Below are 23,214 nucleotides of genomic sequence, written 5' to 3' on the forward strand. Positions count from 1 at the left end.
GACAGRGMCAGTCCAGCTTGTTGCGCTGGCGTCTGAGCTGCCTTGGGATCATGGAAGCTTTGGAAAATGCTGTGATCCAGATGGGGGATCGGGTCTTTGCTAAAGTCCCGTTTTATGTGCCGCATTCCCACAAATCTGGAGAGCAGCGCATCGGTCATTGTGTTGGAGAGCTTTGAGGACTGAGCGTCCTGATCTTGCATGCTTGCGTTGATTTGCAAAAGAGTTTTCATGAGCTAATTCTCTTAGAAATAAAGTTGGGTGCCCCCCTGTTGGATGCCGGAGGAGCCCAAGTTGCATAATCGACTTGATGAATGGTACAAAACGAATAACTAACGAATTTATCAATAGATTGGATAGACTGTGCCGAGCCTTGAGCAATTGAAGATGTTCATTGCAGCTGCAGAAACCGGCAGCTTTTCTGCTGCTGGCCGGACGATAGGCAAAGGACAGTCAGCCGTCAGCACCGCCATTGTGAACCTTGAGATTGATCTGGGTTTTGAGCTTTTCGACCGCTCGACCCGCAAGCCTCAACTCACTGAGGATGGTGAGCGTATGCTGACCTACGCCCGTGCCGTGCTGATGCAGCTGGACAACATGACCTGCGCCGCGCACAGCATTTTTGAAGGAGAAGAGGCCAGCGTGAGGCTTATGCTTGACGATGCTCTTATGCTGCCTTCCTTAAGCAAAATCCTGATTGAGTTTGGCAAGAAGTTTCCAGCCACGCGGATTGATTTACTGTCCAGTGTCAGCCCTGAAATTCCGGGAATCATCGTTCAAGGTACAGCTGACATTGGCCTCATGTTTTCCGGCGGGACCGTTCAAAAAGGGGTAGAGCAGATGTTCATCGGCAATCTGCCGTTTGTCTCAGTCAGCCATCCCAGCTATCCGCTTACCCAGCTCGCTACAATCGGCGCAAACGAGTTGCTCTCTCACAGACAGCTTCTCTTACGCAGCCCTCAAGGAAGTGTGCTGGACCAGTTTCCTGCGCTTTCAACACAGCTCTGGTACGCAACAAGCTTTCACACAATTCGCGAGCTCGTTCTCCAGGGTGTTGGTTGGGCCTATCTGCCTGAGCATCTGGTCAGCACATCCATCGCCTCCGGCCAATTGGCCCGACTGAACCTGCGCTTCGAGCACAAACTCTGGAGCCCCCCGGTCGAATGCATCAAACCCAAACACACCCGCATGGGCCCCGCCGCCTCATGGCTGTTTGATAACATCAAGAATGTTTTGTCCTGAGGACTGGGAGTTGGGCTGCTGATGGCATTCACGATAAGAGAACGTTCATATCCACCCCGTCTATAAATGGCCATTAACATAAAGCTCTAAAAGCGCAAGCAATGTTGCATAGAACCAAATCAAAAATAGGATGCCAAGCGTATATAAAATGCCAATTGTTATAAGTTTCGCATAAACGCGCCTATAGGTGAAATCATGCCTGCCCCAGAAAACAAGAGTGAGGGCAGCGAGCTTATGGTCCTTGACGAAAGAGTGCCTTCGCAGCAGGTCATATTCGGGCTCCCGGGTGATCTTGTAAAAGGTGTAGAGGCTACCGATACAGATCAGGAAGATGCCGATATAGAGAGCAGCGTCCATTTCTTGGTTTTCCCCTTGCAGCCGATTGTCTCCGAGAGACTATTCGTCGAACACATTCCGTTCAAACAGAATGCCACGTGCTTGGAGGAGGGGGATTAGTTCTTTCTCAGATCAGAGATTATAAGGGTAATCGGCCAGTCATATAGAAGTAAATGAAATCCAGAAGATAAAAATAGCCCAATATCCCGAACAGGGCGCCAAACGCATGAACAAGACCAATCTTAGCCAGTTTCACATAGGCTGGCTTCAGTGCAGGCTCCTTCTTGTACCAAAATGCGGGCAGCAGGAAGATGAAATTCAGATTGCGCGCGAGGTTGCGCTTTCTCAGCTCTTCGTATTCTGGCCTCTGCCGGATCTTGTGAAACGAGTAGATAGTTCCAGCGAAAATCACGATTAATCCGATGTACCGTAAAGCATCCATCATCTGATTTGTCTTATGCCCCTCAGCAAGCCAACTTATGCCCATGCGGTGAAGCGCCGTAGCGTTGGTCTTTTAATTTGGTGAAGGGCGCCCTTAGCACGTATGCAAAGAACAATCATCAGCAAAGTGTGGCCTGTCAGGGTACAGCGGTGAGAACCTACCGTGATGGAGTGGTACGCCACCTTCCTGAAGACCCATTCCAGCTGGATTTCACATAGCAACGCATAAAAACGCAAAATCGCGCAAAGAAACGCACAGAATAACGCAAAGGCGGAAAGTGGCTTTCGTGAATGGGTGAAGGGGCAGCTTCTATGTCAGGTTGTCACATGCGCCAAAGTGATAAGCTGGTATATCTACCTGTAACTTCAGACTGAGACATAAATATATTTCAGTTAATCTTCCACTTTAGGCATAGTTTTCCTCTGCGCGGCCTAAGAGCAAATGCAAGTATAAACCCCGATAATCTGCATGAAATGCGGTTTATACTCACCTTCGCTCTTATATATGTGAACTATATTGAGATTCATTCAATTTCACTTATCCACCTCGTTCTTTAGTTTGAGCTCAAACACTTGGGTAAAGGTGATCAACTGTCGTTCAGATAGGGCTTTACCCTACTGGGATTTGAACGAGGTCCATTTTAAAGATGAAGGGATTTTCGAAGTTTTTAGGAGAGACTTGCAGTTTACGCAAAGGAGCTTAACCTGCCTTTCGAGCAAGATTGGTCAAAGAGATTCCTTTGGTCGGTTCGGTAAAGTTTAGGGCCTTTGGTGCATTGCACAAAAACGATACCAGCGCCTACGCTGGGAAAGAGAATAAAAAACGATTGGAACAGTTGGTAACGAGCGATTTCTGCTGGAAACCTATTTAACAGGCAAGAGGTTAGAACATGATCATAGGGGCTGCCAAGGAAGTCCTTGACGGGGAACGTCGGGTCGCGTTGACGCCGGACAGCGCCCAACAGCTGCAAAAGCTGGGATATGAGTGCGCTATTGAATCCGGCGCCGGTGAAGCTGCAAACTTCTCTGACACAGATTATAAAGATGCTGGCGTAAAGGTTATCGCAGATGCAAAAACGCTCTGGGAAACCGCTGATATTGTCATCAAGGTCCGCCCGCCCGAAGCGTCTGAACTGGAACTGACACACGAGGGACAAACCCTCATCAGCTTCTTCTGGCCAGCGCAAAATGGTGAGCTTCTTCAGCAGTTTGCCGATAAAAAGGTCAACGTGCTGGCGATGGATATGGTGCCGCGTATCTCGCGCGCACAGAAGATGGATGCTCTGTCATCCATGGCCAACATCGCTGGTTACCGCGCTGTTATGGAAGCTGGCAACAACTTCCCGCGCTTCTTCACCGGCCAGATCACCGCTGCCGGTAAAGTGCCACCAGCCAAAGTGCTCGTCATCGGCGCTGGCGTTGCAGGTCTTGCCGCAATTGGCGCCTCAACCTCTCTTGGCGCGATCACCCTTGCGTTCGACGTTCGCCCGGAAGTGGCTGAGCAGGTCGAATCCATGGGTGCTGAGTTCGTTTATCTGGACTTTGAGGAAGAGCAGCAGGACGGCGCCTCCACTGGCGGCTATGCCTCTGTTTCTTCTCCAGAATTCCGCGAAGCGCAGCTGGCGAAATTCCGCGAATTGGCACCAGATGTTGACATCGTCATCACCACAGCGCTGATCCCAGGCCGCGATGCGCCTGAGCTCTGGACCGAAGACATGGTCCAGTCCATGAAGCCGGGTTCTGTGATTGTTGACCTTGCTGCTGAAAAAGGCGGCAACTGTAAACTGACCAAGATGGACGAGAAGATTGTTACCGAAAACGGCGTCACCGTGATCGGTTATACTGACTTCCCATCCCGCATGGCAACGCAGTCCTCCACGCTGTACGCGACCAACATCCGTCACATGATGTTTGATCTGACCCCTGAGAAGGACGGTCAGGCCAATATCAACATGGAAGACGATGTTATCCGCGGTGCAACGGCAACCAAAGACGGGGAAATCACCTTCCCACCGCCTAAGCCGAAGATCGCTGCAATTGCTGCTCAAAAGCCAAAGGCACCTGAGAAAACCCCAGAGGAACTCGCGCTTGAAGAGGCTGCTGCTGCCAAAGCTGCCGGTCGCAAACAGCTCGGTCTTCTGATTGGCGGTGGTGCTGTTATGGCGTTGATAGGTGCCTATGCGCCTGAAAGCTTTATGCAACACTTCATCGTGTTTGTCCTCGCAGTGTTTGTTGGCTTCCAGGTGATCTGGGGTGTGGCTCACTCCCTGCATACACCGCTTATGGCTGTAACCAACGCAATCTCCGGCATCATCATTTTGGGCGCCGTGTTGCAGCTTGGCTCTGGCAGCTGGATCGTCTGGTTCCTCGCTGGCATCTCGGTGCTGATTGCATCGGTCAACATCGTCGGCGGGTTTATGGTCACGCGCCGTATGCTCCAGATGTTCAACAAGTCTTAAGCGGGGGAGGGAAGCATTATGTCTATTGGACTTCAAACCGCCGCTTATATTGCGGCAACCGTACTCTTCATCCTGTCTCTGGGCGGTCTGTCCAATCAGGAAAGCGCAAAACGCGCTGTTTGGTTTGGCATCGTCGGTATGGCACTGGCTGTTCTTGCAACAGTATTTGGCCCTGGTGTTGATCTTACAAGCCCAGCCGTTTTGATCATGTTGCTTGTGACTGTAACCGTTGGCTCCACTGCTGGCGTGATTGTGGCTCAACGCGTTGAAATGACTGGCATGCCGCAGCTTGTGGCAGCTCTGCACTCCTTCGTGGGTCTGGCTGCTGTGTTCATCGGCATCAACTCAGATATCGCTCCACCAGCAGGTTTGGCAGGCGCGGAGCTGGTTATCCATGAAGCTGAAATCTTCATCGGCGTCTTCATCGGTGCTATCACCTTCACCGGCTCCATTGTCGCTTATGGCAAACTTGCAGGAAAGATCGGCGGTAAGGCACTTCTGCTGCCGGGTCGTCATGCTCTCAACGCAGGCTTGCTCATTCTCGCAGTGATCCTGATGTTCATGTACATGAACCACGCAGGTTCCTGGACGCTCTACCTGATGACCCTGATCGCCTTCTTCATCGGTTGGCACATGGTTATGGCCATCGGCGGCGCTGACATGCCCGTTGTTGTTTCCATGCTGAACTCCTACTCCGGTTGGGCAGCAGCGGCGACAGGTTTCTTACTTGGCAACGACCTGCTGATCGTAACAGGTGCTCTGGTTGGTTCTTCCGGTGCAATCCTCTCTTACATCATGTGTAAGGCGATGAACCGTCACTTCGTCTCCGTTATTCTTGGCGGCTTTGGTACCACGACGGGTCCAGCGCAGGAAATCGAAGGCGAGATGGTTGCAACTGATACGGACTTCGTAGCCGAGACACTCAATGATGCAGATAGTGTCGTTATTGTACCAGGTTACGGCATGGCCGTTGCACAGGCGCAGCAGTCTGTTTCTGAGTTGACCAAGCGTCTGCGTGCCAAAGGCAAAAACGTCCGCTTCGCAATCCACCCGGTTGCCGGCCGTCTGCCAGGCCACATGAACGTGCTGCTCGCTGAAGCGAAAGTGCCTTACGATATCGTTCTGGAAATGGATGAGATCAACGATGACTTCCCTGATACGGATGTTGTCATCATCATTGGCGCCAATGACATCGTGAACCCGGCTGCTCAGGAAGATCCAAACTCACCAATCGCTGGCATGCCAGTTCTGGAAGTTTGGAAAGCCAAGCACGTGTTCATCTCCAAACGTGGTCAGGGTACCGGTTACTCCGGCATCGAGAACCCACTGTTCTACAAAGAGAACTCCCGCATGTACTACGGCGATGCGAAGAGTTCCATGAACAACCTACTGAGCAAAATCAGCTAGTTTGATTTCTTGATAAAAACGATAAACCCCGGAACGTGAGGAACGTTCCGGGGTTTTCTTTTCTTGCAATGCCTCTGCAAATGGCACTACCTATTTTACGTTTATCTTATAGGTATCGGTAAAGTAATTCATCTGGCTACCCTGAACATACTTAGGCATTGAATACCTAGTCTTAAATGTATCCTTGCCGTGATAGCCTTTCTTCGGGGTGTATACAACAACGACAGCGTTAAACTTCTTTCCGTAGCAACGTTGCCCTTTAGGAGGGTTGTACGTTGTTCTGCGGATTTCAACGCTTCCATGCTTGGGCGCAACTTTGACCTTTACTTGAGCAATTGGACCTGAGGTACATTGGTTTTGGTTATAATAGACATGTCCGTTGACAACGGACGCTTTGCGCGCGGCGACATCGCGCGAATGTGTCTCCGCAGCCGCTGTGCTTAGACCAGTAATCAAAAAAACTGCTCCAACAAAATACTTGATCATCTCAGTTCCCACCTAATTCAGTTGTCAATGCTCCAGTTTTCAAGCCTTGTAGGCAGAAGGAACAAAAGAAGCAAAGAGTCTGTAGCTACTTATTAATCAGCTAGAACAGTATGTGGTAGATATACGCAAGTATATAATATTTGTCAGGAACGCGTAGCCGTTTAGCCACGCGTTCCCGAGACGGCTACTGACAGCCAAGCTTCTCCAGTAATTCAGGATCTGCTGCTTTGGTCGGGTCACTTCCAAGCTCGCCATCATACCCACACACAACCACTTTGGCTGTTTCGTCGATCATGTCTGGTTGGTCTGTGAAGGCCACCATGCCGGAGCCGAGCAAGGTGTAAAGACCGGTCGAGTTTGGCGGAGACAAGTAGCCTTCGGCCTGAACCAACCCGACTTTTCCATCAAAGATCCCAGCCTCTAATGACGTCGCGCGGATGCTGCCAGCTTCAGGTATCCCTATGACACGGATAACATCACCGGACTGAACGTGTTGCGGAATAATGCCTGCAATCAACGTGTTACCGATCTGTGGAACATTGCTTGCGCCAACAGAAAGGTTGCTGCCGATGATGACTGCGGACTGGCGGGGTGGAACCACCTCAACGCGTGTTGCAACCACATCTTCATCTTGCCACAGACCGCTGATCGCTACCCAGTCCCCTTGTTTCACCGTGGTCGCGATGGCCACTGGTACGTGAACGAACGTTCCCATAATCTCAAAGGTTCTGCCTGTCTCATCTGACTTCACTTCAGAAACAGGCCCGATGATCGGCACAATTCTGCGGATACTCTTAGCTTCCCAATTTGAGCCAGTCAGAGCAGCAACAACGGCAACCGTATCTCCCGGTACCAATTGCGAGGCCGTCAGAGGGCCAAGTTCATTCTTGACTGGCAGATCCGGAGGGAAGGTGACGCGTTGATCATTTACGATAATGCTGCCGAGACGCGTAATCGTGCCGACAATGCCAGTCCCCAAAATACCGCCTTCACGCTCTTCTTCTGCGTGGCCTGCTGCTGGAGCGATCAGAAAAGTGGATGCTATTAAAGCGGAAAGTGTGTGCCTCCAAACCATTACGCAGCAGCCTCATCTGATTTTGGCTTTTTTTTTGGAAGGACGTAGGCCCCAAAGGCAAAACGGCCATTGGCGGTCTGTTCCGCATCATTCATTTGCATCTCCCGTGCCAGAGCGTTGACTTCTTCCAAAAGCATCTGGGCCTTCTCTTGCGTCAACCTGTTCAGAGTCTCCACTGACTCCTCTGACAAATGCGAATAACGCAGGATTCGATCAAAATTGAGAGCTTCTCCCTGAGGGGCAATTAAGTTGTGGGTAGCGGCCGAAAGGTGCGTCGAAAGTGTCGCCTGATAGGCAGCAACTTGTTCGGCACTTCCAGGTGCGGGCAAAAGGGCGTGAGTCAATAAACGATAAAATCCGTCATCTAATTCCGTAACGACACCTTGCTCAATGAGAGCCTCAAGAACGGTTCCCGGCGCCATATCAGCGCGTGTGAGGCGAACCAGCTCGTCAAAACCAGGCTCCTTTTCGCTGCCTTGCCGCGGCAAATTCCGGGGCGTTCCTTCTGCACTTTGAAACTCTGGAGCCGTTGCCCAATAACTGATTGCAAGGGCCGTCGCATTGACGGATTTCTTGAGAGAACTGCCGTTTTCATCAGATCGTAACCGTTTGACATCCTTACGGTGAATGCCGGTCTTAAGGCTGACGCGGCTATCGGTCGTCTTACCGGGATTTTCCTCAATAGCGGCCTGGAGCAGGGCCCGTTTCAGTGCCTCGGTCGCTGGCCCGATTGTGACGCCACGCGCCACCATCGCTTTTGCCAATGGGGCAAGAAGCGCTGTGAGGGCGGTCTCAAAAGGGTCTGTTTGCTCGGGACTCATTTCCGTTTCCTGTGCTGTCCAGTTCTCTAATCATTACACCAGAATTTTTCATCCTACGAATTCGTTACTGCTTGTTGAACACTTGTTATACTCAAATGGGAATTTTTCCCATTATCTAGAATGAGTGATTATCACCATAAGAGGGACTCGCCATGCGGGATATTGCTGCAGATTATCTAAATGACATTCGGCCAGTGTTTCCGGCCATGCCAAAACTGACAGGAGTTGCGCCACGCAATCCACTTCTGTCGGCATTGAGCGATTTTGATCAGGAACGTTTTCTGGATTTTGGATGGGGACCAGAAAACGCTCCACGCTTTCCAACTATCATTTCCGCAATGAACCACTTTATGGCTGCGCAGCCAAATGCCGTCGCAGCTGAGTATCAAGATCAGGAGATCAGCTACGGTGAGTTGAATGACGCCGCGAACCGGCTCGCTCACACCTTGGCACAGCACGGCGTAAAGAGAGGGGACGCCGTTTGCCTGTACCTGCATCGTTCCATTCCAATGCTGGTCGGCATCGTCGCAGCTCTTCGTGTAGGTGCTGCATATATTCCACAGCATGTGGGCGTCGCTCCTGAAAAGGCATTGAACCACATCGCAGCAGTGACCGGTGCGCAAGTCATTCTAACGCTGCGCAGCCTTAAAGATCAGGTGCCGGTTGCAGAGGGCCAAACTCTTATCGCGATTGAAGATGTAATCGAGGATGAAACTCTGCCGGCCACGCCACTAGAGGGCGAACAACATAAAGCACAGCCGGACGATCTGTGCATGATCCTGTTCACCTCTGGCACTACAGGCGTCCCGAATGGCGTTCAGGTCACCCACAAGAACCTATGCAACATTTTGCAAACCAGCCCTGGTGATCTTGGCATGCGTCCGGGGTTGCGGGTGGGTCAAATTCTTTCGATCGCATTTGATATGGCGGCTTGGGAAACTCTTGGTGCTGTTTCAAACGGCGCTACGCTGGTTATTCGCGGCAAAAGCATTCAGGAAACAGCCGAAAAGGTGGACGTGCTGATTGCAACACCGTCAATCCTGAACTCGCTTGATCACAGCCGTTGCCAGCAGGTGCAAACTGCTGCTGTTGCGGGAGAACCATGCCCAAGACCTCTTGCAGACACTTGGAGTAGCTTCTGCCGCTTCTACAATTCTTGCGGACCAACAGAAACCACCATCATCAATACAGCCGAACCGCATTATCCGGGAAAGGAAATCCTATCCATTGGACGTCCGACGCCTAACAACACGGTTTATGTTCTGGATGAAAACCTGCGCCCCGTTGCCATTGGCGAGAAGGGCGAAATGTGGGCTGGTGGTGATTGTGTAACTGCTGGATACCTTGCCAATCCCGAGCTTACGCTTGACCGTTATCGACCTGACCCATTCCGTCCCGGTCACATGATGTTCCGTACCAAAGACCTTGGTCGCTGGACCAACACAGGTGAGCTGGAGCACTTTGGGCGGGTTGATGATCTGGTGAAAATCCGCGGTTTCCGTGTGGAGCTGGATGGCGTTTCCAACACATTGGAAGCCACGGAAGGCTGTGATCAGGCGGTCACGCTCAAGTTCGACAGCCGTAATCTGGTCGCCTTCATCAGTCCGGCGAATGTGTGCACCAACACTGCGGCCCAGTCCGTGAAAGACAAACTTCCTTATTATTGTAGTCCAACACTGATCCTTTCTATGGAGGAGTTGCCTCGCACACCACGCGGGAAGTTGGACAAGCGCCTGCTTTTGAAGTTGGCACAAGACCATATTGACGCTCAGGGTGTGGAGTTAAATTAATGACTATTGAAGCAACAACTGCCGAAACACGCAGTTACAACTGGCGACGTATTACGCGCCATCCATCCTTGATGGAATACAACCGACTGGTGATGCTGGTCGCCGTGGTTAACATCGCAGTCTTCATCGCTGGTTTACAGGACGGACGCTGGTTTGCTGAAACCGGCTTTGCTCTTGGTGCTATTGCAGACATGGCGTTGATCAACCTGTCACTTGGCATCCTGATCCGTCAGCAAAGGGTGGTCAACGCCTTGTTCTGGATGGCAACCCGCATTCCAACCAGCTGGCCGCTCTGGCTTCGTTGGGGCGCTGGCAAGGTGTTCCACTTTGGAGGGCTTCATTCCAGCAGCACTGTGTCCGGCACAATCTGGTTTGGCTTCCTGCTTTACGCCATGGTGGCGAACCGTATTGAAGGGGCTGCGTTGCCGTCAGACCAAACGCTAGCTCTCAGCGGGGCGATGGTCTCGTTGATGGTCTTGCTGATCGTCACGGCACAAGGAGGTTTCCGCGCGCGCCATCATAACACCTTTGAGAAGGTGCACCGTTTTGTTGGTTGGACAGTGCTTGGCCTGTTTTGGGCACAGACTGTTTCTATCACGCAGGATACTGGTGGCATTCTAATGGAAACTCCAGCGTTCTGGATGCTCTGCCTCATCACACTGTCCATCGTCTCACCATGGCTGTCGTTGAAGCGTGTCAAAGTGGACGTGGTGAAGCCCTCTAACCATGCTGTTTTGGCAAAGTTCGATTATGGCGACACGCCATTCCCGGGCAGCTCAAACGCAATCAGTCACACACCATTTGGCGAGTATCACGCGTTTGCGAACATCCCTTCGCCGAAAGAGACTGGGTATCGTCTCGCTATCAGTCGGGCAGGAGACTGGACAGGAGACTTCATTGAAAACCCGCCAAGCCATGTCTGGGTGAAGGGCATCACCACCTCTGGTGTTGCGCGTATCGAGGTGTTGTTCAAGAAGGTGGTTTACGTCGGCACTGGTTCTGGCATTGGTCCTATTGTACCGCATCTGCTCGCAGGTGACGTGCCGAACAAGGTGATTTGGTCCACACGCAACCCACGTAAAACCTATGGTGATGCTTTCGTTGACGAGATTGAAGCAAGTACCGAGAATCCGGTGATTTGGGATACGGATTCTCAAGGAAAGCCTGATCTGACCGCATTAACTCTGAAAGCGGTTGAAGAGAGCGGTGCAGAGGCTGTTATCGTGATTTCCAACCAGAAACTGACCCGCAAACTCGTTCATGACATGGAAAGCTTCGGCATTCCTGCTTACGGCGCAATTTGGGATAGCTGATCATGTATGAAACCATTGAAACATCTGTCGAAGGTCGCGTTGCAACCATTCGCTTCAATCGGCCAAAAGCGCTGAATGCACTTAACTCCCAGGTTCTGGAAGAGGTGCTGGATGCGGCAACCAAGTATGATGCAGATCCTGCCATCGGGTGCCTAATTCTGACTGGTAATGAGCGAGCCTTTGCAGCTGGTGCTGATATCGCAGAGCTCAACGTGCAGGATTATGCCAGCATGTACGCCAGCAACTTTTTCACCGGATGGGATCGTTTTGCAGCGCTTCGCATCCCGAAGATTGCAGCAGTCTCCGGCTATGCCTTGGGCGGCGGCTGTGAGGTCGCCATGATGTGCGATATCATTTTGGCGTCAGACACGGCTAAGTTTGGCCAGCCGGAAGTGAAGATCGGCTGTATTCCAGGCATTGGTGGGTCTCAGCGTCTGACTAAGTTGGTTGGTAAAGCACGCGCAATGGATCTCATCCTCACGGGCCGCATGATTGATGCGCAAGAGGCTTACGACATGGGTCTCATCAGCAGAAAGATCCCTGCTGATGAACTGATGACCGTTGCGAATGAGACTGCAAAAACCATAGCGGGATATGCGCGGGACATCACTATGATGGCACGGGCCTGCGTAAATGCGGCGGATGAAAACTCGTTGGAAAATGGCATCCGCTTTGAGCGGCAGATGTACCATGCCTTGTTTGGCTCATCTGCCCAGAAAGAGGGTATGGCCGCGTTCCTCGAAAAGCGACCGCCAAACTTCAATGAGCAAGCAGAGCTGGAAGACGCTTAACTAAACGAGAGACGCCCGGATACAACATCAGCTTTCCGGGCGTTTCAGCTCTTAAGCATCAGTCACCGATAAACGGATTGTCTCGCAAGCGCTCAGCAGCGAAGTCCACGAAGGAACGCACTTTTGCGCTGGCACGGCGGCCTTCCATATAAACGATGTGGACTGGAAGCGGCTCAGGCTCATAATCCTCCAGCGCCAGCTGAAGCACACCGTTCGAAACGTCTTTCGCCACCTGATAGGACAGCAATCGGGTAATGCCGGCCCCACCTGTTGCTGCCTGAATAGCTGCGCAATTGTGGTTGCAGCGCAAATGCGGGTTAATCTTCACCACTTCGGCCTTCTCTCCAGCAAACTTCCAATGGTTGCTCGTTTCAACCGATGTCGGCTGGATGATCTTGTGCTCGGCAAGGTCTGACGGTGTTTGCGGGGTGCCGTGCTCGCTAAAATACGTTGGTGAAGCACAAATTACGCGGCGGATGCTGCCCACGCGGGTGGCATAAAGCCCGGAATCCTGCAGATGCCCGATACGGAACGCTACGTCCAGATTATCTTCCACCATATTGACGATACGGTCGTAGAACTCGGCATTGGCAGTCACTTCGGGGTAGAGGTCGAGGTACTCTGTGATCAGAGGGATGATGTACTTCTGCCCAAACAGTATGGGCGCTGTGATGGAAAGCTCTCCGATCGGCTTGGCATAGCTGCCGCTTACAAACGCTTCTGCCTGTTCGACGCTCTCCAGAATGCCTTTTACATCGCAAAGATAGTGCCGGCCCGCATCCGTCAGGCGGACGTGGCGCGTGGTTCGGTTGAATAATCTTGTTCCGAGAGATTGCTCCAGCCGGGCAATGGAGCGAGTGACGGCAGGAGCTGAAAGGCCAAGCTTTTTGCTGGCTTCCACGAAGCTTTCCCGTTCAGCCACTTCTACAAACACCTGCATTGTTTCAAGCTTATCCATTTCAATCCCACAATCACGCTCATTTATTGCGCTGAGTGTAATAGTGAATTGCACAGAAGCCCAATTATTTCCTTTCAAACATTGGTTACATGAAGACCATCATCCGATTTCAAAAAATGGAGATAAAATAATGTCACGCATTCCTACCCCATCTTCCATCGAAGCCGCTCCTCAGGACTCCCAGGCTTCCCTTCAGGCCGTCAACTCTCAGCTCGGCTCCGTGCCAAACCTGTTCCGAATTGTTGCTAATAGCCCGCAGGCGCTGGAAGGTTACCTCGGTTTGAACGGCGCGCTCGGCAAAGGAACACTGCCAGCCGCTACGCGTGAGCGTCTCGCATTGGCCGTTGGCGAGCAGAATGGCTGTAACTACTGCCTCTCCGCGCATACTTACCTTGCATCCAACCTTGCCAAGCTCTCTGCTGATGAAATTGCCAAGAACCGCCGCGGCAGTTCTGAAGATGCGAAAGCAGCGGTTGCTGTCGAGTTTGCTGTCGCAATCGTCAAAAACCGCGGAAAGGTTTCTGATGCGCAGGTGCAGGCTGTACGCGACGCTGGTTATTCTGATGCGGAACTCGTTGAGATTGTTGGACATGTCGCTCTGAACACGCTGACCAACTACATGAACGAAGTATTGGGAACCGAAGTTGACTTCCCTGCTGTTAAAGAACTTGCCTGACACCACGGGCGGGTGGAGCCCAATCCACCTGCCACCCTTCCGGAGATCGTCATGACCAGACCACCACTCCCTCCATTCACACGGGAAACAGCCAGCATCAAAATCCGTGCGGCGGAAGATGGCTGGAACTCTAGAGATCCGCAAAAGGTAGCTCTGGCCTACACGCCAGACTGCCAATGGCGGAACAGAGCAGAATTTGTAACTGGACGCCCTGAGATTGAGCAGTTGCTCACTCGCAAATGGACCCGAGAGCTCGATTACCGCCTTATTAAAGAGCTATGGGCCTTTGAGGGAGACCGGATCGCGGTTCGCTTTGCCTACGAGTATCATGACGACTCCGGACAGTGGTTCAGAGCCTACGGCAATGAAAACTGGGAGTTTGCAGAGGACGGCCTCATGAAGCGCCGGATTGCAAGCATCAACGAGCATCCGATCACACCAGAGGACCGCAAGTTCCATTGGCCGCTGGGTCGCCGCCCTGATGATCATGCAAGCCTGAGTGATCTGGGTCTGTAACTGGAGGAAACCCCATGTATTCCAGTGATATTGCCTTCACTCCCACAGTGAAAGCGATCCAGAGCCGCAAAGGCTCCCGACGCGGCTATGCCAGCATGGAAGAGGGCGGTGGTTGGAAAAACGAAGTAACAGAAGAGTTGGCGCGGTACATCGCCGATCAGCGCAGCATCTTTCTGGCAACGTCCAATGCTGATGGCCAACCCTATATTCAGCATCGCGGAGGACCAACCGGGTTCCTTAAAGTGCTGGACAATCGCCACCTAGGATTTGCGGATTTTCGCGGCAACCGTCAGTACATCAGCCAGGGAAATCTGGAGGATAATTCCAAGGCCTTCATATTTCTAATCGATTACGTGCAGAAGACGCGGATCAAGATCTGGGGCACAGCTAAGGTCATTGAGGATGACCCGGACTTGATTGAACAGCTAATGGACTACGATCAACCCTATCCTGCAGCGCCAGAGCAGGCAATTATCTTCAGTGTTGATGCATGGGATGCCAACTGCCCGCAGCACATTCCAGTGCGCATCGACGCAGATTGGGTCAAATCCGCTCTGGAAGAAAAAGAACAGAAGATCGCTGAACTGCAAGAGCAGATCCAGAAGCTGCAAAGCGCCGTACAAGCGAACTGATTATATCGAATAGCGGGTGAGCAAACTCTCCCGTTACTGCGTATTCCCGAAACTTATCTGGCCCTAATCTCGGGAATACGCACTACCTCTCGCCACTATTGTGGCCCCCTATAAAAATCTCCCCATTGCTTCCTTTCAATCTCCGTAACTGCGCTCAGCAGCTTTTCGCTGAACGCATCTGCCAATGCAGACGCCGGACGTTGGGACGGCAGCAAAATTGAGATCGCCAGCACCACCTTGGGTGCAAACGGGCGGAAAACGAGAGAGCTGTGTTCGCGTGCCGTGTTCAGATAACCGTCCGCCGTCATCGGATCACAAATGCAATAGCACAAGCCATCTTCCACCAGCTTCAGGGCAGGGAGGAAGTTACGCAGCTCGAAGCGTTGGTTGAACTCCGCTTTCTGCTCCTCAAACGCCATGCGCGTGGAAACACAATTGGGGTGCATTTCAGGCAATGTCGCCAACGGCTTGCCCGAAAGGTCCTTTGCTTCAATGACCTCTTTGCGTGCCAACGGATCATCACTCCGTAGAGCACAAATGCAATTGAGCAGGAAATCATGCGTAATCAACGCACTGTTGGGAGCGGGGGTTTCTGCCAGTCCCACATCATATTGCTGAGAGGCGACCCACTCCTCAATCACGTTGGAGCCGCGCATCATCAGCGAGACCTTTACCTCCGGTTTGTCTTGGACAAACTCTGAGATCAGTTGCGGAATAAGCACCTGAGAGGAGGCCGGCATGAACGCCACGTTGAGCCGACCCTGCTGCAAGGAGCCAATCTCGCGCATGGTCCGTGTCGAGCGCGCCAGACGATCCAGAATTGCTTCTGCTTCCCCCAAAAAGAACTGCGCTTCCGGTTTTCGGAGGAGTTTGCCGCGCTGACGTTCAAACAGTTCGATCCCCAGTTCCTGTTCCAGATTGGAAATCAGAGAACTTACCGCAGGTTGCGTCCGACCCAGGATACGTGCCGCCTCAGAGATTGAGCCCGTTCGCATAACTTCACGAAATGCCTGCAACTGTCGAAAACTCAGGTTCATGTAACCGCCTGTTATTGTGAGGCAATTACATGCCCTATAATTTTTTTCTATACCTTAATAGATTAAATCACTTTGATTTTATAGGTCAAAATCGAAATCTTCCCCGAACAGCGCTGCGGACATCTACTTAGGGAGGATTGCTGATGGATCGCTTAATGAGCCTGCTGCTGACGGGGCTGATATGCCTTGTTGCACTGGGCCAATTTGTACAGGTGATCACGCGATACCTGCTTGAAATTCCAGTTCTGGGGCTGGAAGAAAGTCTGCTTTATCCAACAATGTGGCTCTACATGGTGGGTGCGGTCAACGCATCCCGTGAAAACAGCCATATCCGCGCCAACGTTCTGGAAATCTTCCTTAAAACACCCAAGCAAGTGGCCGTGCTCGCTCTCATTGGGGAAGCATTGAGCCTCGCGATTGGTTGTTGGCTCACCTACTGGGCATGGGATTTCACCAAATATTCTATGCGTGTGTGGCGTGAAAGCCCGACCCTCTACATCCCGACTTTTTACGTGGACATATCGCTGATCACCGGCCTTGTCCTGATGATGGTGTTCACCGCAATTCAGCTGGGCCGACACATCCATCAGGTTTTTACAGGGACGTTCGCTGAGCCGCTCCCAACCACCACAGAATCCCCAAAAGAGGAGCTGGCCTGATATGGTTGAGATCGCACTTCTTTCCGTTGCAGTTCTCGTAATTCTGCTCACTCTTGGCGTACCGCTGCCTTACTGCTTTGGCGCGGGCCTGATGACCATGTACTTCGCTGGTGACGTCATCATGAAGGGCAACATGCTCTGGGGCTTCCAGCAACTCGGCAATCCTGTTCTGCTTGCTATTCCGCTGTTTGTTCTGGCAGGCACGATTATGAGCGTCAGCGGTATCGCTGCCAGTTTGCTCAACTTCGTCAACATCTTCATCGGCCATTTACGTGGCGGTCTGGGCGTTGTGGCAACCGTCAGCTGTGCATTGATCGGTGCGATTTCCGGCTCTGGCCTGACTGGCGTGGCCGCTATTGGTCCACTCCTCATTCCTGAGATGGAAAAGCAGGGCTACCCGCGTGCCTATGCAACTGCGCTCATCGCCAACGCATCCTTGCTTGGCCTGCTGATCCCACCAAGCGTGACCATGATCGTCTACGGCTGGGTGACTGACACGTCCATCCTCGCCTGCTTCCTCGCAACGCTTGGCCCAGGCCTCCTGATCATGTCCAGCTTCTCCGTTGTAAACCTGCGTCTGGCCCGCAAGTTTGACCTGAAGTTGGAAGACCGCCCACGCGGCAAAGCATTTGTGCAGGAAGCCAGCCACCGCGGGTTCAAGGCAACTCCAGCACTTCTCATGCCAGTTATCATCCTCGGCGGCATCTACGGCGGCATCATGACCCCGACAGAAGCTGCGGCTGTTGCAGTGATTTACGCGATACCTGTCGGTTTCCTTATCTACCGCGGACTGGATGCCAAAACATTCCTCGGGGCAGGTAAAGAGGCAGCAACCTCCGTTGGCGCGATCATGCTGATGATCCTGTTCTCCATGATCCTCTCCCAGATGTTTGTGCTGGAAAGTGTGCCGCAGGAACTGGTGGAAGCAATCTTCTCCATTACAGAGAACAAGGTCCTGCTGCTAATCCTCATCAACATCCTGCTCTTCCTTGTGGGCATGGTGGTGAATGACGTGACCGCGATCATCCTGATTGCGCCGCTGCTGCTGCCGCTCATGGAAGCCATCGGCATCAGCCCGATCCAGTTTGCAGCGATCATGGGCGTCAACACAGCTATGGGCGGTGTAACCCCACCATACGCTTCGATCCTTTATCTGGGCGCACGCATCGGCAAGGTGCCAGTCACACAAGTGATCCGCCCAGCCATGATCCTCATCCTGTTTGGCTATCTGCCAGTGGTGTTCCTGACCTCCTTCTGGGCAGACCTGTCTCTCTTCATCCCCCGGCTCTTTGGTTACTGACCCCATCACCAGACAAGAGCCCAAAGCGAGCTGTGGGAGCAGCTCCGATAACAGCAACCTCAGTTGCGATTGAAAACAAAACACAGAGGTGAACTATGATTTTGAAGGCATTGAAAACGTCCCTTGCGCTGGCAACCATCATTGGTGGTGTAAGTGCAGCATCCATCGCACACGCCAAAACGCTGAAGATCAGCCACATCCGTCCGCAAGGCGCAACTGTTGATCTGGAAGTGAAAGACCTTGCTGAAGAGTTGAAGAAAGCAACCAATGGCGACCTGAAGATGAAGATCTTCGCAGCAAGCGCACTGGGTGACTACACCACTGTGCAAGAGCGTATTTCCGTTGGTGCGATCGACATGGCCGTACAGCCAGCAGCAACCGCTGTTGAGCGTAAAATGCAGATCAGTGCCTTCCCATATGTTGCTGAAAACTGGGAGCAAGCGCAGAAGATCTACGGTCCGGGCGGCGCAATCCATGACGCGATGAAAGAGCTTTACGCCAAGCAGGACATCACCATGCTGGCAGCGTATCCGGTGTACTTCGGCGGTATTGCGCTGAACCGTGATGCCGTTGCTCCAGGTGATCCAAATGCAGACAAAGGCATCAAGGTTCGTGTGCCTGGCATCAAGAGCTTCCAGCTGACAGCAGATGCTCTGGGTTACATCAGCTCCCCAATCCCATTCTCCGAAGCCTTCACCGCTGTTCAGACCGGTGTTGTTGATGGCGTCGTGGGCTCCGGTGCTGAAGGTTATTACGCTTCTTTCCGCGATGTTGCGAAAACCTACATCCCGGTAAACACACACTTTGAAGTCTGGTACCTGATCATTAACTCCGAGCGTTTTGAAGGTCTTGACGAAAGCTCCCGCAAAGCTCTCGTAAAAGCAGCAAAAGAGTTTGAAGCAAAGCGTTGGGCTAAAGCAGAGTCCGATCAGGGTGCGTTTGAACAGAAACTGGCAGACTACGGTGCAACCATCGTCAATCTCTCTGATGATGAGTTGGCAGCAGCGGCCAAGAAAGTACGCGCAGACGTATGGCCACAGATCCTGAACGATGTTGGTGCTGACTGGGGTCAGTCTATTCTTGAAAAAATCAAGAACTAACAGTCCAGACCGATAGGTCTCCAAAGGATCAGGCAGCTTTGTTCCCTAACCGGATCCCAATCCCGGTTTCACCTGAGCTGCCTGATCCTCCCGGTTTCATTGGGAAACCCACTTGTTTTTAAAGCTTGCCACTAAAGGTCAGGTCCAATGTTCCGCTCACTGCGCAAACCCGAGACCCAAAGCGTCTCCATCAACATCAACGGGCAGATGGTTCAGGTTGCTGAAGGCTCCAGCCTTTGGGCAGCCATGGCGTTGCACGGTGAAACACAAACCCGCCTTGCTTCAGTCTCGGGCCAACAACGCTCCGCCTATTGCGCCATGGGCGTGTGCTTCGAGTGTCTCGTTGAGGTCAATGGCGTGCCAAACCAGCAGGCCTGCCTAACGACGGTAGAAGAGGGCATGCACGTCTGTAGCCAAGACCTGACCGAACAATCCATTGCTGCACTTCATCAAAAAGAGAGTGCTGATCATGAGTGACATTTTCGATATCGCAATCATCGGTGCAGGCCCGGCTGGCATGTCCGCCGCACTAGAGGCAGCACAGCAGGGAGCCTCGGTCGCGGTGCTTGATCGCAAGGCAACTCCCGGCGGGCAGATCTACCGGGATGTGACGCAGAGCCCTTTGTTGGAACCGTCCGTGCTCGGGAGTGAATACACCGAGGGCGCGGAGCTGGTTGAAGCCTTTATGGAGGCAGACATTGACCGTCACCAGAATGCGGATGTCTGGCATATCGGAGAAAACGGCGAGGCCTTGTACTCCCAAGACAATCAGACCCGCCGTCTTGTTGCACGTGAACTCATCATCAGTCCGGGCGCGATGGAACGCCCGTTCCCTATTGAAGGCTGGCATTTGCCAGGTGTTATGACAGCAGGCAGCGCACAGGTGATGCTCAAGTCTGACGGCATGGTCAAAGACGGTGCTATCTTTGCTGGCACCGGACCCTTGCTTTACCTGATCGTAGCTCAGTATCTGCGGCTTGGTGTAACCGTCAACGCTGTAGTGGACACAACGCCAGCAGGCGGTGTTGGCCGCGCGATGCAGTACATTGGTGGTGCGCTCCGCAAACCAGCCTACCTCATCAAAGGTCTGATGCTCCTCAATGAAATTCGCCGTGCTGGGGTTCCCGTCTTCCGCCATGCGTCAAACCTAAGCGTGCTTGGAGAAACCAAGGCCGTTGGCCTTCAGTTTGAACAGGATGGACGAACCCACTCCGTCAACGCAGATCATATCTTCCTGCATCAGGGCGTCATACCCAACCTCAACATGACCCGCGCGCTTGGGATGGAACATCATTGGGCAGAGCAACAACTGTGTTGGACACCGACACTGGACGACTGGGGCCAAAGCTCGATCCCACACATTGCAGTGGTTGGTGATGCAGCTGGTATTCAAGGTGCGGAAGCAGCGCGACATGCCGGACGCCTTGCAGCACTTAAGGCCATGAACAAACTTGGCAAACTCAGCGAGGCAAGTCTGCAGCAACAAAGTTCTGATCATCTGAGAGCCATGAAGTCCTTCAAAGCCTTCCGCAGTTTTCTTGATGCGTATTATGCACCAACACCAGAGCATCGCATCCCTGCGGCGTCCAATACGCTGGTATGCCGCTGTGAAGAGCAAACAATGGGGCAGCTGCGTGCTGGTTTTGAGCAAGGTGCGAAAAACCCGAATGCGCTTAAAGCATTGACCCGCTGTGGAATGGGCCCGTGTCAGGGCCGCCAATGCGGGCATACCGTCAGTGAGTTACTTGCTGTCTGGCAGAACAAGCCTGTTTCCGACATCGGCTATTATCGCCTGCGTTCTCCGCAAAGGTTGCTCAGTGTTGATGAGTTAAGCCAGTTTCAGAACATCAAACCAGCAAAAAAACCTGCTGAGGTGTCCGCATGAATTTTGATGCAATCATCATTGGCGGCGGCATTCACGGCAGCGCAACGGCTTACTATCTGTCCAAGGCTGGTATGAAGACGCTGGTGCTGGAAAAGGGCTATGTTGGCCGTCATGCCTCCGGTGTCAACGCAGGTGGTGTGCGGTTGTTAGGCCGAGATTTTGCTGAGGTGCCACTCTCCAAAGAAGCCATGTCCCGCTGGCAAACACTGGATGATGAGCTTGAGGGCGATACTGGTTTTCGCAGGCGTAGCCTGATCAACATTGCCATTGATGACGCAGACATGAGCACGATCAAGACCCGGATCACTAAGCTCACCGGATTGGGTTACGATCACGAAATACAGATCGACCAGCAGGAACTGCGCGAGCGATTGCCTCATGCGGCGCATAACTGCGTGGGCGGCGTGGTGTCTGAACAAGACGGCTATGCTATCCCTTACAAGGCAACCAGTGCCTTTCGCCGGGCAGCTGAACGATTTGGTGCAACATTTCACGAAGGTGAAGCACTCGTAAACCTGCGCCAGATTGGCGATGCCTGGCAGGTGCGAACCGACAAAGCCAGTTATGACACGGGCACTGTGATCAACTGCTCTGGAGCATGGGCGGACAAAACTGCCATGATGATGGGCGACAACACCCCGCTCTCTTACAGCGCGCCTATGTTGATGATCACCGCCCGAATGCCGCATTTTGCTGGTCCGGTCGTAGGCGCCATCTCTCGTCAGCTGTCGTTCAAGCAGTTCGAAAATGGCACTGTGCTCATCGGTGGTGGCGCCAAAGGTTTTGCGGATCGTGATAATAATCGGACAACGCTGGACTACAAAAAGCTGGCCCTTGCTGCGGAGACAACCAAGACCTTTTTCCCAATCATGAAGACAGCCGTCATCAACCGGATGTGGGCTGGACTGGAAGCCTACATGCCCGACAACCTGCCGGTGATTGGGGCAGGGGTGAATGCGCGCAATGCCTACCATGCCTTCGGCTTTTCGGCCCATGGGTTCCAGCTCGGACCAGTCGTTGGTGATGTACTCGCGCAGCTGATCACCACAGGAAAAACCAGTTTTGACCTGAACCCGTTCCGCATCGACCGCTTTGAACGCAAGGTTCTTTAGCTCCCAAGATTTCCAAGACAACAGGAAAGTAAACCATGACAATTGAACGCGTGGATTCCAACCACCGCATGAGTAAGATCGTGAAGCACAACGGTACAATTTATCTGTGCGGACAGACGGCTGCTGATGATCCAAGCTGGGACATCACCGAACAGACAAAACGCTGTCTGGCCAAAGTTGATGCCCTGCTGGAACAAGCTGGCAGCGACCGCAACAAGATCCTGTCCACCACCATCTATGTGCGCGATATGAAAGATTTCGCTGCGATGAACGCCGTGTGGGATGCTTGGGTTGCAGAGGGTGAAAAGCCAGCACGTGCCTGCGTTGAAGCACGCATGGCCCGTCCGGATATTCTGGTTGAGTTTACTGTGGTTGCAGCTCAGTAAAACATAGAGAGCCCGTGGTTTTTGCGGGCTCTTTCCAACCCCTGTTACTTCTGAATGAGCCCTTCCACCATCACCTCCCAGGAAGCAAGGAAGCGCCGTTCTACTTCGTTGTTGGTGCCTTCCAAACGGCTGAGGATCAAGGTGCCCTCAAACAGCTCGACAATTGCTTCAACGATATGCGTTGCATTTGCTTGCCGGATAACGCCATTTTCCATTCCCTCAATAATCTGCTCACTAATACGCGTGCGAAGCAGACCGAAGAACTTCTTTAAAACCACACGCGCCACATGGTGCTTGTAAAACTCCACCCAAATCGCGGTCAGCTCAGAATGTGTACCAAGATAGATGAGGGTGGTGACACAAATGGACTGAATCCGTTCCAGAACATCCGTATCTGATGCAGTTTCTTCTTTAATTTGCTGTACGATCTCGTCGTCACACATTTGCAGATATTCCGCCAGAATCTCATCCTTACTGGCGAAAATGGATCCGATAGTCTGCTGTGAAAGCCCGGTTTCCTTTGCGATCTCTTTGAATGTGGTGTTGAAATAACCGTTGCGTGCGAAACAACACAACGCCCCATTGAGAATGATCAAACGATCATCCTGCAGAGCAGGAGCGGCATCCTCTCTCCGTTGCTGGGGGTCGTCCATAAACGCTCTCCACACGCTGGTTTGCAAACTCTTTTAGAGCTGAAAGTCAGCTTCCTTCAGGAACTCAGCGGAAAAGCTAGCATGCAATCACGGAGTTGAGGCCGCACGATGTTGAGCAAGGTTGATACGCTTTTCTCCCGTT

The 23,214-nt window shown here is 52.5% G+C and carries 24 protein-coding genes and 1 pseudogene; 16 read left to right on the forward strand and 9 right to left on the reverse strand.

Translation table 11 applies throughout. The annotated features are described in order from the left end of the window. Nucleotides 1-230: pseudogene (locus tag DHN43_RS17630) on the reverse strand (FMN-dependent NADH-azoreductase); the annotation flags it as partial. A 130-nt stretch (nucleotides 231-360) separates the two neighbouring features. On the opposite strand from DHN43_RS17630, the gene DHN43_RS17635 reads away from it, so the two are divergent. Beyond that, the gene (locus DHN43_RS17635) at nucleotides 361-1,239 is read left to right on the forward strand and encodes a LysR family transcriptional regulator (protein WP_256387184.1); all 879 of its coding nucleotides are present in this window, start codon (nucleotides 361-363) and stop codon (nucleotides 1,237-1,239) included. A gap of 60 nt (nucleotides 1,240-1,299) precedes the next feature. On the opposite strand, the gene DHN43_RS27085 is transcribed toward DHN43_RS17635, so the two are convergent. After that, on the reverse strand, nucleotides 1,300-1,596 hold the full coding sequence (locus DHN43_RS27085) for a hypothetical protein (RefSeq protein WP_159096922.1): 297 nt from the start codon (nucleotides 1,594-1,596) through the stop codon (nucleotides 1,300-1,302). Nucleotides 1,597-1,714: 118 nt separating this feature from the next. Beyond that, nucleotides 1,715-2,062 carry a hypothetical protein gene (locus tag DHN43_RS17645; RefSeq protein WP_208981801.1) on the reverse strand — a complete coding sequence of 116 codons (348 nt, stop codon included), beginning with the start codon at nucleotides 2,060-2,062 and terminating at the stop codon, nucleotides 1,715-1,717. An 844-nt stretch (nucleotides 2,063-2,906) separates the two neighbouring features. Between DHN43_RS17645 and DHN43_RS17650 the strand changes: the two genes are divergently transcribed. After that, a complete protein-coding gene (locus DHN43_RS17650; RefSeq protein WP_108819494.1) occupies nucleotides 2,907-4,475 on the forward strand; it encodes a Re/Si-specific NAD(P)(+) transhydrogenase subunit alpha in 1,569 nt (522 codons plus the stop codon). An 18-nt stretch (nucleotides 4,476-4,493) separates the two neighbouring features. Continuing rightward, nucleotides 4,494-5,882 carry an NAD(P)(+) transhydrogenase (Re/Si-specific) subunit beta gene (locus DHN43_RS17655; protein WP_108819495.1) on the forward strand — a complete coding sequence of 463 codons (1,389 nt, stop codon included), beginning with the start codon at nucleotides 4,494-4,496 and terminating at the stop codon, nucleotides 5,880-5,882. A gap of 90 nt (nucleotides 5,883-5,972) precedes the next feature. Here the strand turns inward: DHN43_RS17655 and DHN43_RS17660 are convergent, their stop codons facing one another. The 3 genes from DHN43_RS17660 to DHN43_RS17670 all read right to left on the reverse strand — a co-directional run bounded on the left by DHN43_RS17660 (nucleotide 5,973) and on the right by DHN43_RS17670 (nucleotide 8,264). Further along, nucleotides 5,973-6,368, reverse strand: a complete 396-nt coding sequence (locus tag DHN43_RS17660; RefSeq protein ID WP_063306914.1) for a hypothetical protein — start codon at nucleotides 6,366-6,368, stop codon at nucleotides 5,973-5,975. Nucleotides 6,369-6,552: 184 nt separating this feature from the next. Then, complete coding sequence (locus DHN43_RS17665) at nucleotides 6,553-7,443, reverse strand: DUF5666 domain-containing protein (protein ID WP_108819496.1); 891 nt, start codon at nucleotides 7,441-7,443, stop codon at nucleotides 6,553-6,555. Further along, nucleotides 7,443-8,264, reverse strand: a complete 822-nt coding sequence (locus DHN43_RS17670) for a DUF6502 family protein (protein ID WP_063287624.1) — start codon at nucleotides 8,262-8,264, stop codon at nucleotides 7,443-7,445. Before DHN43_RS17670 ends, DHN43_RS17665 begins: the two co-directional genes overlap by 1 nt. 152 nt (nucleotides 8,265-8,416) lie before the next feature. Here DHN43_RS17670 and DHN43_RS17675 point away from each other — a divergent pair, with 152 nt between their 5' ends. From DHN43_RS17675 to DHN43_RS17685, 3 genes are read left to right on the forward strand one after another with little or no spacing between them, the layout of a single operon-like run. After that, on the forward strand, nucleotides 8,417-10,054 hold the full coding sequence (locus tag DHN43_RS17675; RefSeq protein ID WP_108819497.1) for an amino acid adenylation domain-containing protein: 1,638 nt from the start codon (nucleotides 8,417-8,419) through the stop codon (nucleotides 10,052-10,054). Beyond that, nucleotides 10,054-11,367, forward strand: coding sequence for a hypothetical protein (locus DHN43_RS17680; protein WP_108819498.1), 1,314 nt, complete (start codon nucleotides 10,054-10,056; stop codon nucleotides 11,365-11,367). Before DHN43_RS17675 ends, DHN43_RS17680 begins: the two co-directional genes overlap by 1 nt. Before the next feature lie 2 nt (nucleotides 11,368-11,369). Further along, nucleotides 11,370-12,158: an enoyl-CoA hydratase-related protein gene (locus DHN43_RS17685; protein WP_108819499.1), complete on the forward strand. Its 789-nt coding sequence runs from the start codon at nucleotides 11,370-11,372 to the stop codon at nucleotides 12,156-12,158. 58 nt (nucleotides 12,159-12,216) lie between these two features. Here DHN43_RS17685 and DHN43_RS17690 read toward each other — a convergent pair whose 3' ends face one another. After that, complete coding sequence (locus DHN43_RS17690; RefSeq protein WP_108819500.1) at nucleotides 12,217-13,116, reverse strand: LysR family transcriptional regulator; 900 nt, start codon at nucleotides 13,114-13,116, stop codon at nucleotides 12,217-12,219. 130 nt (nucleotides 13,117-13,246) lie between these two features. Here DHN43_RS17690 and DHN43_RS17695 point away from each other — a divergent pair, with 130 nt between their 5' ends. The 3 genes from DHN43_RS17695 to DHN43_RS17705 are packed head-to-tail and all read left to right on the forward strand — an operon-like array spanning nucleotide 13,247 to nucleotide 14,940. Continuing rightward, nucleotides 13,247-13,792: a carboxymuconolactone decarboxylase family protein gene (locus tag DHN43_RS17695; protein ID WP_063296063.1), complete on the forward strand. Its 546-nt coding sequence runs from the start codon at nucleotides 13,247-13,249 to the stop codon at nucleotides 13,790-13,792. A gap of 51 nt (nucleotides 13,793-13,843) precedes the next feature. Then, the gene (locus DHN43_RS17700; protein ID WP_108819711.1) at nucleotides 13,844-14,308 is read left to right on the forward strand and encodes a nuclear transport factor 2 family protein; all 465 of its coding nucleotides are present in this window, start codon (nucleotides 13,844-13,846) and stop codon (nucleotides 14,306-14,308) included. A 14-nt stretch (nucleotides 14,309-14,322) separates the two neighbouring features. Beyond that, on the forward strand, nucleotides 14,323-14,940 hold the full coding sequence (locus tag DHN43_RS17705; RefSeq protein ID WP_108819501.1) for a pyridoxamine 5'-phosphate oxidase family protein: 618 nt from the start codon (nucleotides 14,323-14,325) through the stop codon (nucleotides 14,938-14,940). A 95-nt stretch (nucleotides 14,941-15,035) separates the two neighbouring features. Here the strand turns inward: DHN43_RS17705 and DHN43_RS17710 are convergent, their stop codons facing one another. Further along, the gene (locus tag DHN43_RS17710) at nucleotides 15,036-15,977 is read right to left on the reverse strand and encodes a LysR substrate-binding domain-containing protein (protein WP_108819502.1); all 942 of its coding nucleotides are present in this window, start codon (nucleotides 15,975-15,977) and stop codon (nucleotides 15,036-15,038) included. 143 nt (nucleotides 15,978-16,120) lie between these two features. Here DHN43_RS17710 and DHN43_RS17715 point away from each other — a divergent pair, with 143 nt between their 5' ends. The 7 genes from DHN43_RS17715 (at nucleotide 16,121) to DHN43_RS17745 (ending at nucleotide 22,419) form a co-directional block, all read left to right on the forward strand. Next, a complete protein-coding gene (locus tag DHN43_RS17715) occupies nucleotides 16,121-16,636 on the forward strand; it encodes a TRAP transporter small permease (RefSeq protein ID WP_108819503.1) in 516 nt (171 codons plus the stop codon). 1 nt (nucleotide 16,637) lies between these two features. Beyond that, nucleotides 16,638-17,936 carry a TRAP transporter large permease gene (locus DHN43_RS17720; protein WP_057461316.1) on the forward strand — a complete coding sequence of 433 codons (1,299 nt, stop codon included), beginning with the start codon at nucleotides 16,638-16,640 and terminating at the stop codon, nucleotides 17,934-17,936. A 95-nt stretch (nucleotides 17,937-18,031) separates the two neighbouring features. Then, a complete protein-coding gene (gene dctP / locus DHN43_RS17725; RefSeq protein WP_108819504.1) occupies nucleotides 18,032-19,036 on the forward strand; it encodes a TRAP transporter substrate-binding protein DctP in 1,005 nt (334 codons plus the stop codon). A 147-nt stretch (nucleotides 19,037-19,183) separates the two neighbouring features. After that, on the forward strand, nucleotides 19,184-19,513 hold the full coding sequence (locus tag DHN43_RS17730; protein ID WP_063298897.1) for a (2Fe-2S)-binding protein: 330 nt from the start codon (nucleotides 19,184-19,186) through the stop codon (nucleotides 19,511-19,513). Next, nucleotides 19,506-20,921, forward strand: a complete 1,416-nt coding sequence (locus tag DHN43_RS27575) for an FAD/NAD(P)-dependent oxidoreductase (RefSeq protein WP_108819505.1) — start codon at nucleotides 19,506-19,508, stop codon at nucleotides 20,919-20,921. Before DHN43_RS17730 ends, DHN43_RS27575 begins: the two co-directional genes overlap by 8 nt. Beyond that, on the forward strand, nucleotides 20,918-22,033 hold the full coding sequence (locus DHN43_RS17740) for an NAD(P)/FAD-dependent oxidoreductase (RefSeq protein WP_108819506.1): 1,116 nt from the start codon (nucleotides 20,918-20,920) through the stop codon (nucleotides 22,031-22,033). Before DHN43_RS27575 ends, DHN43_RS17740 begins: the two co-directional genes overlap by 4 nt. Before the next feature lie 35 nt (nucleotides 22,034-22,068). After that, nucleotides 22,069-22,419, forward strand: coding sequence for a RidA family protein (locus tag DHN43_RS17745; protein ID WP_063287611.1), 351 nt, complete (start codon nucleotides 22,069-22,071; stop codon nucleotides 22,417-22,419). Nucleotides 22,420-22,463: 44 nt separating this feature from the next. On the opposite strand, the gene DHN43_RS17750 is transcribed toward DHN43_RS17745, so the two are convergent. Beyond that, nucleotides 22,464-23,072: a TetR/AcrR family transcriptional regulator gene (locus DHN43_RS17750; protein ID WP_108819507.1), complete on the reverse strand. Its 609-nt coding sequence runs from the start codon at nucleotides 23,070-23,072 to the stop codon at nucleotides 22,464-22,466. Nucleotides 23,073-23,214 lie beyond the last annotated feature (142 nt).

Source organism: Pseudovibrio sp. Alg231-02, from assembly GCF_900143565.1.
In the GTDB taxonomy this organism is placed as follows: domain Bacteria; phylum Pseudomonadota; class Alphaproteobacteria; order Rhizobiales; family Stappiaceae; genus Pseudovibrio.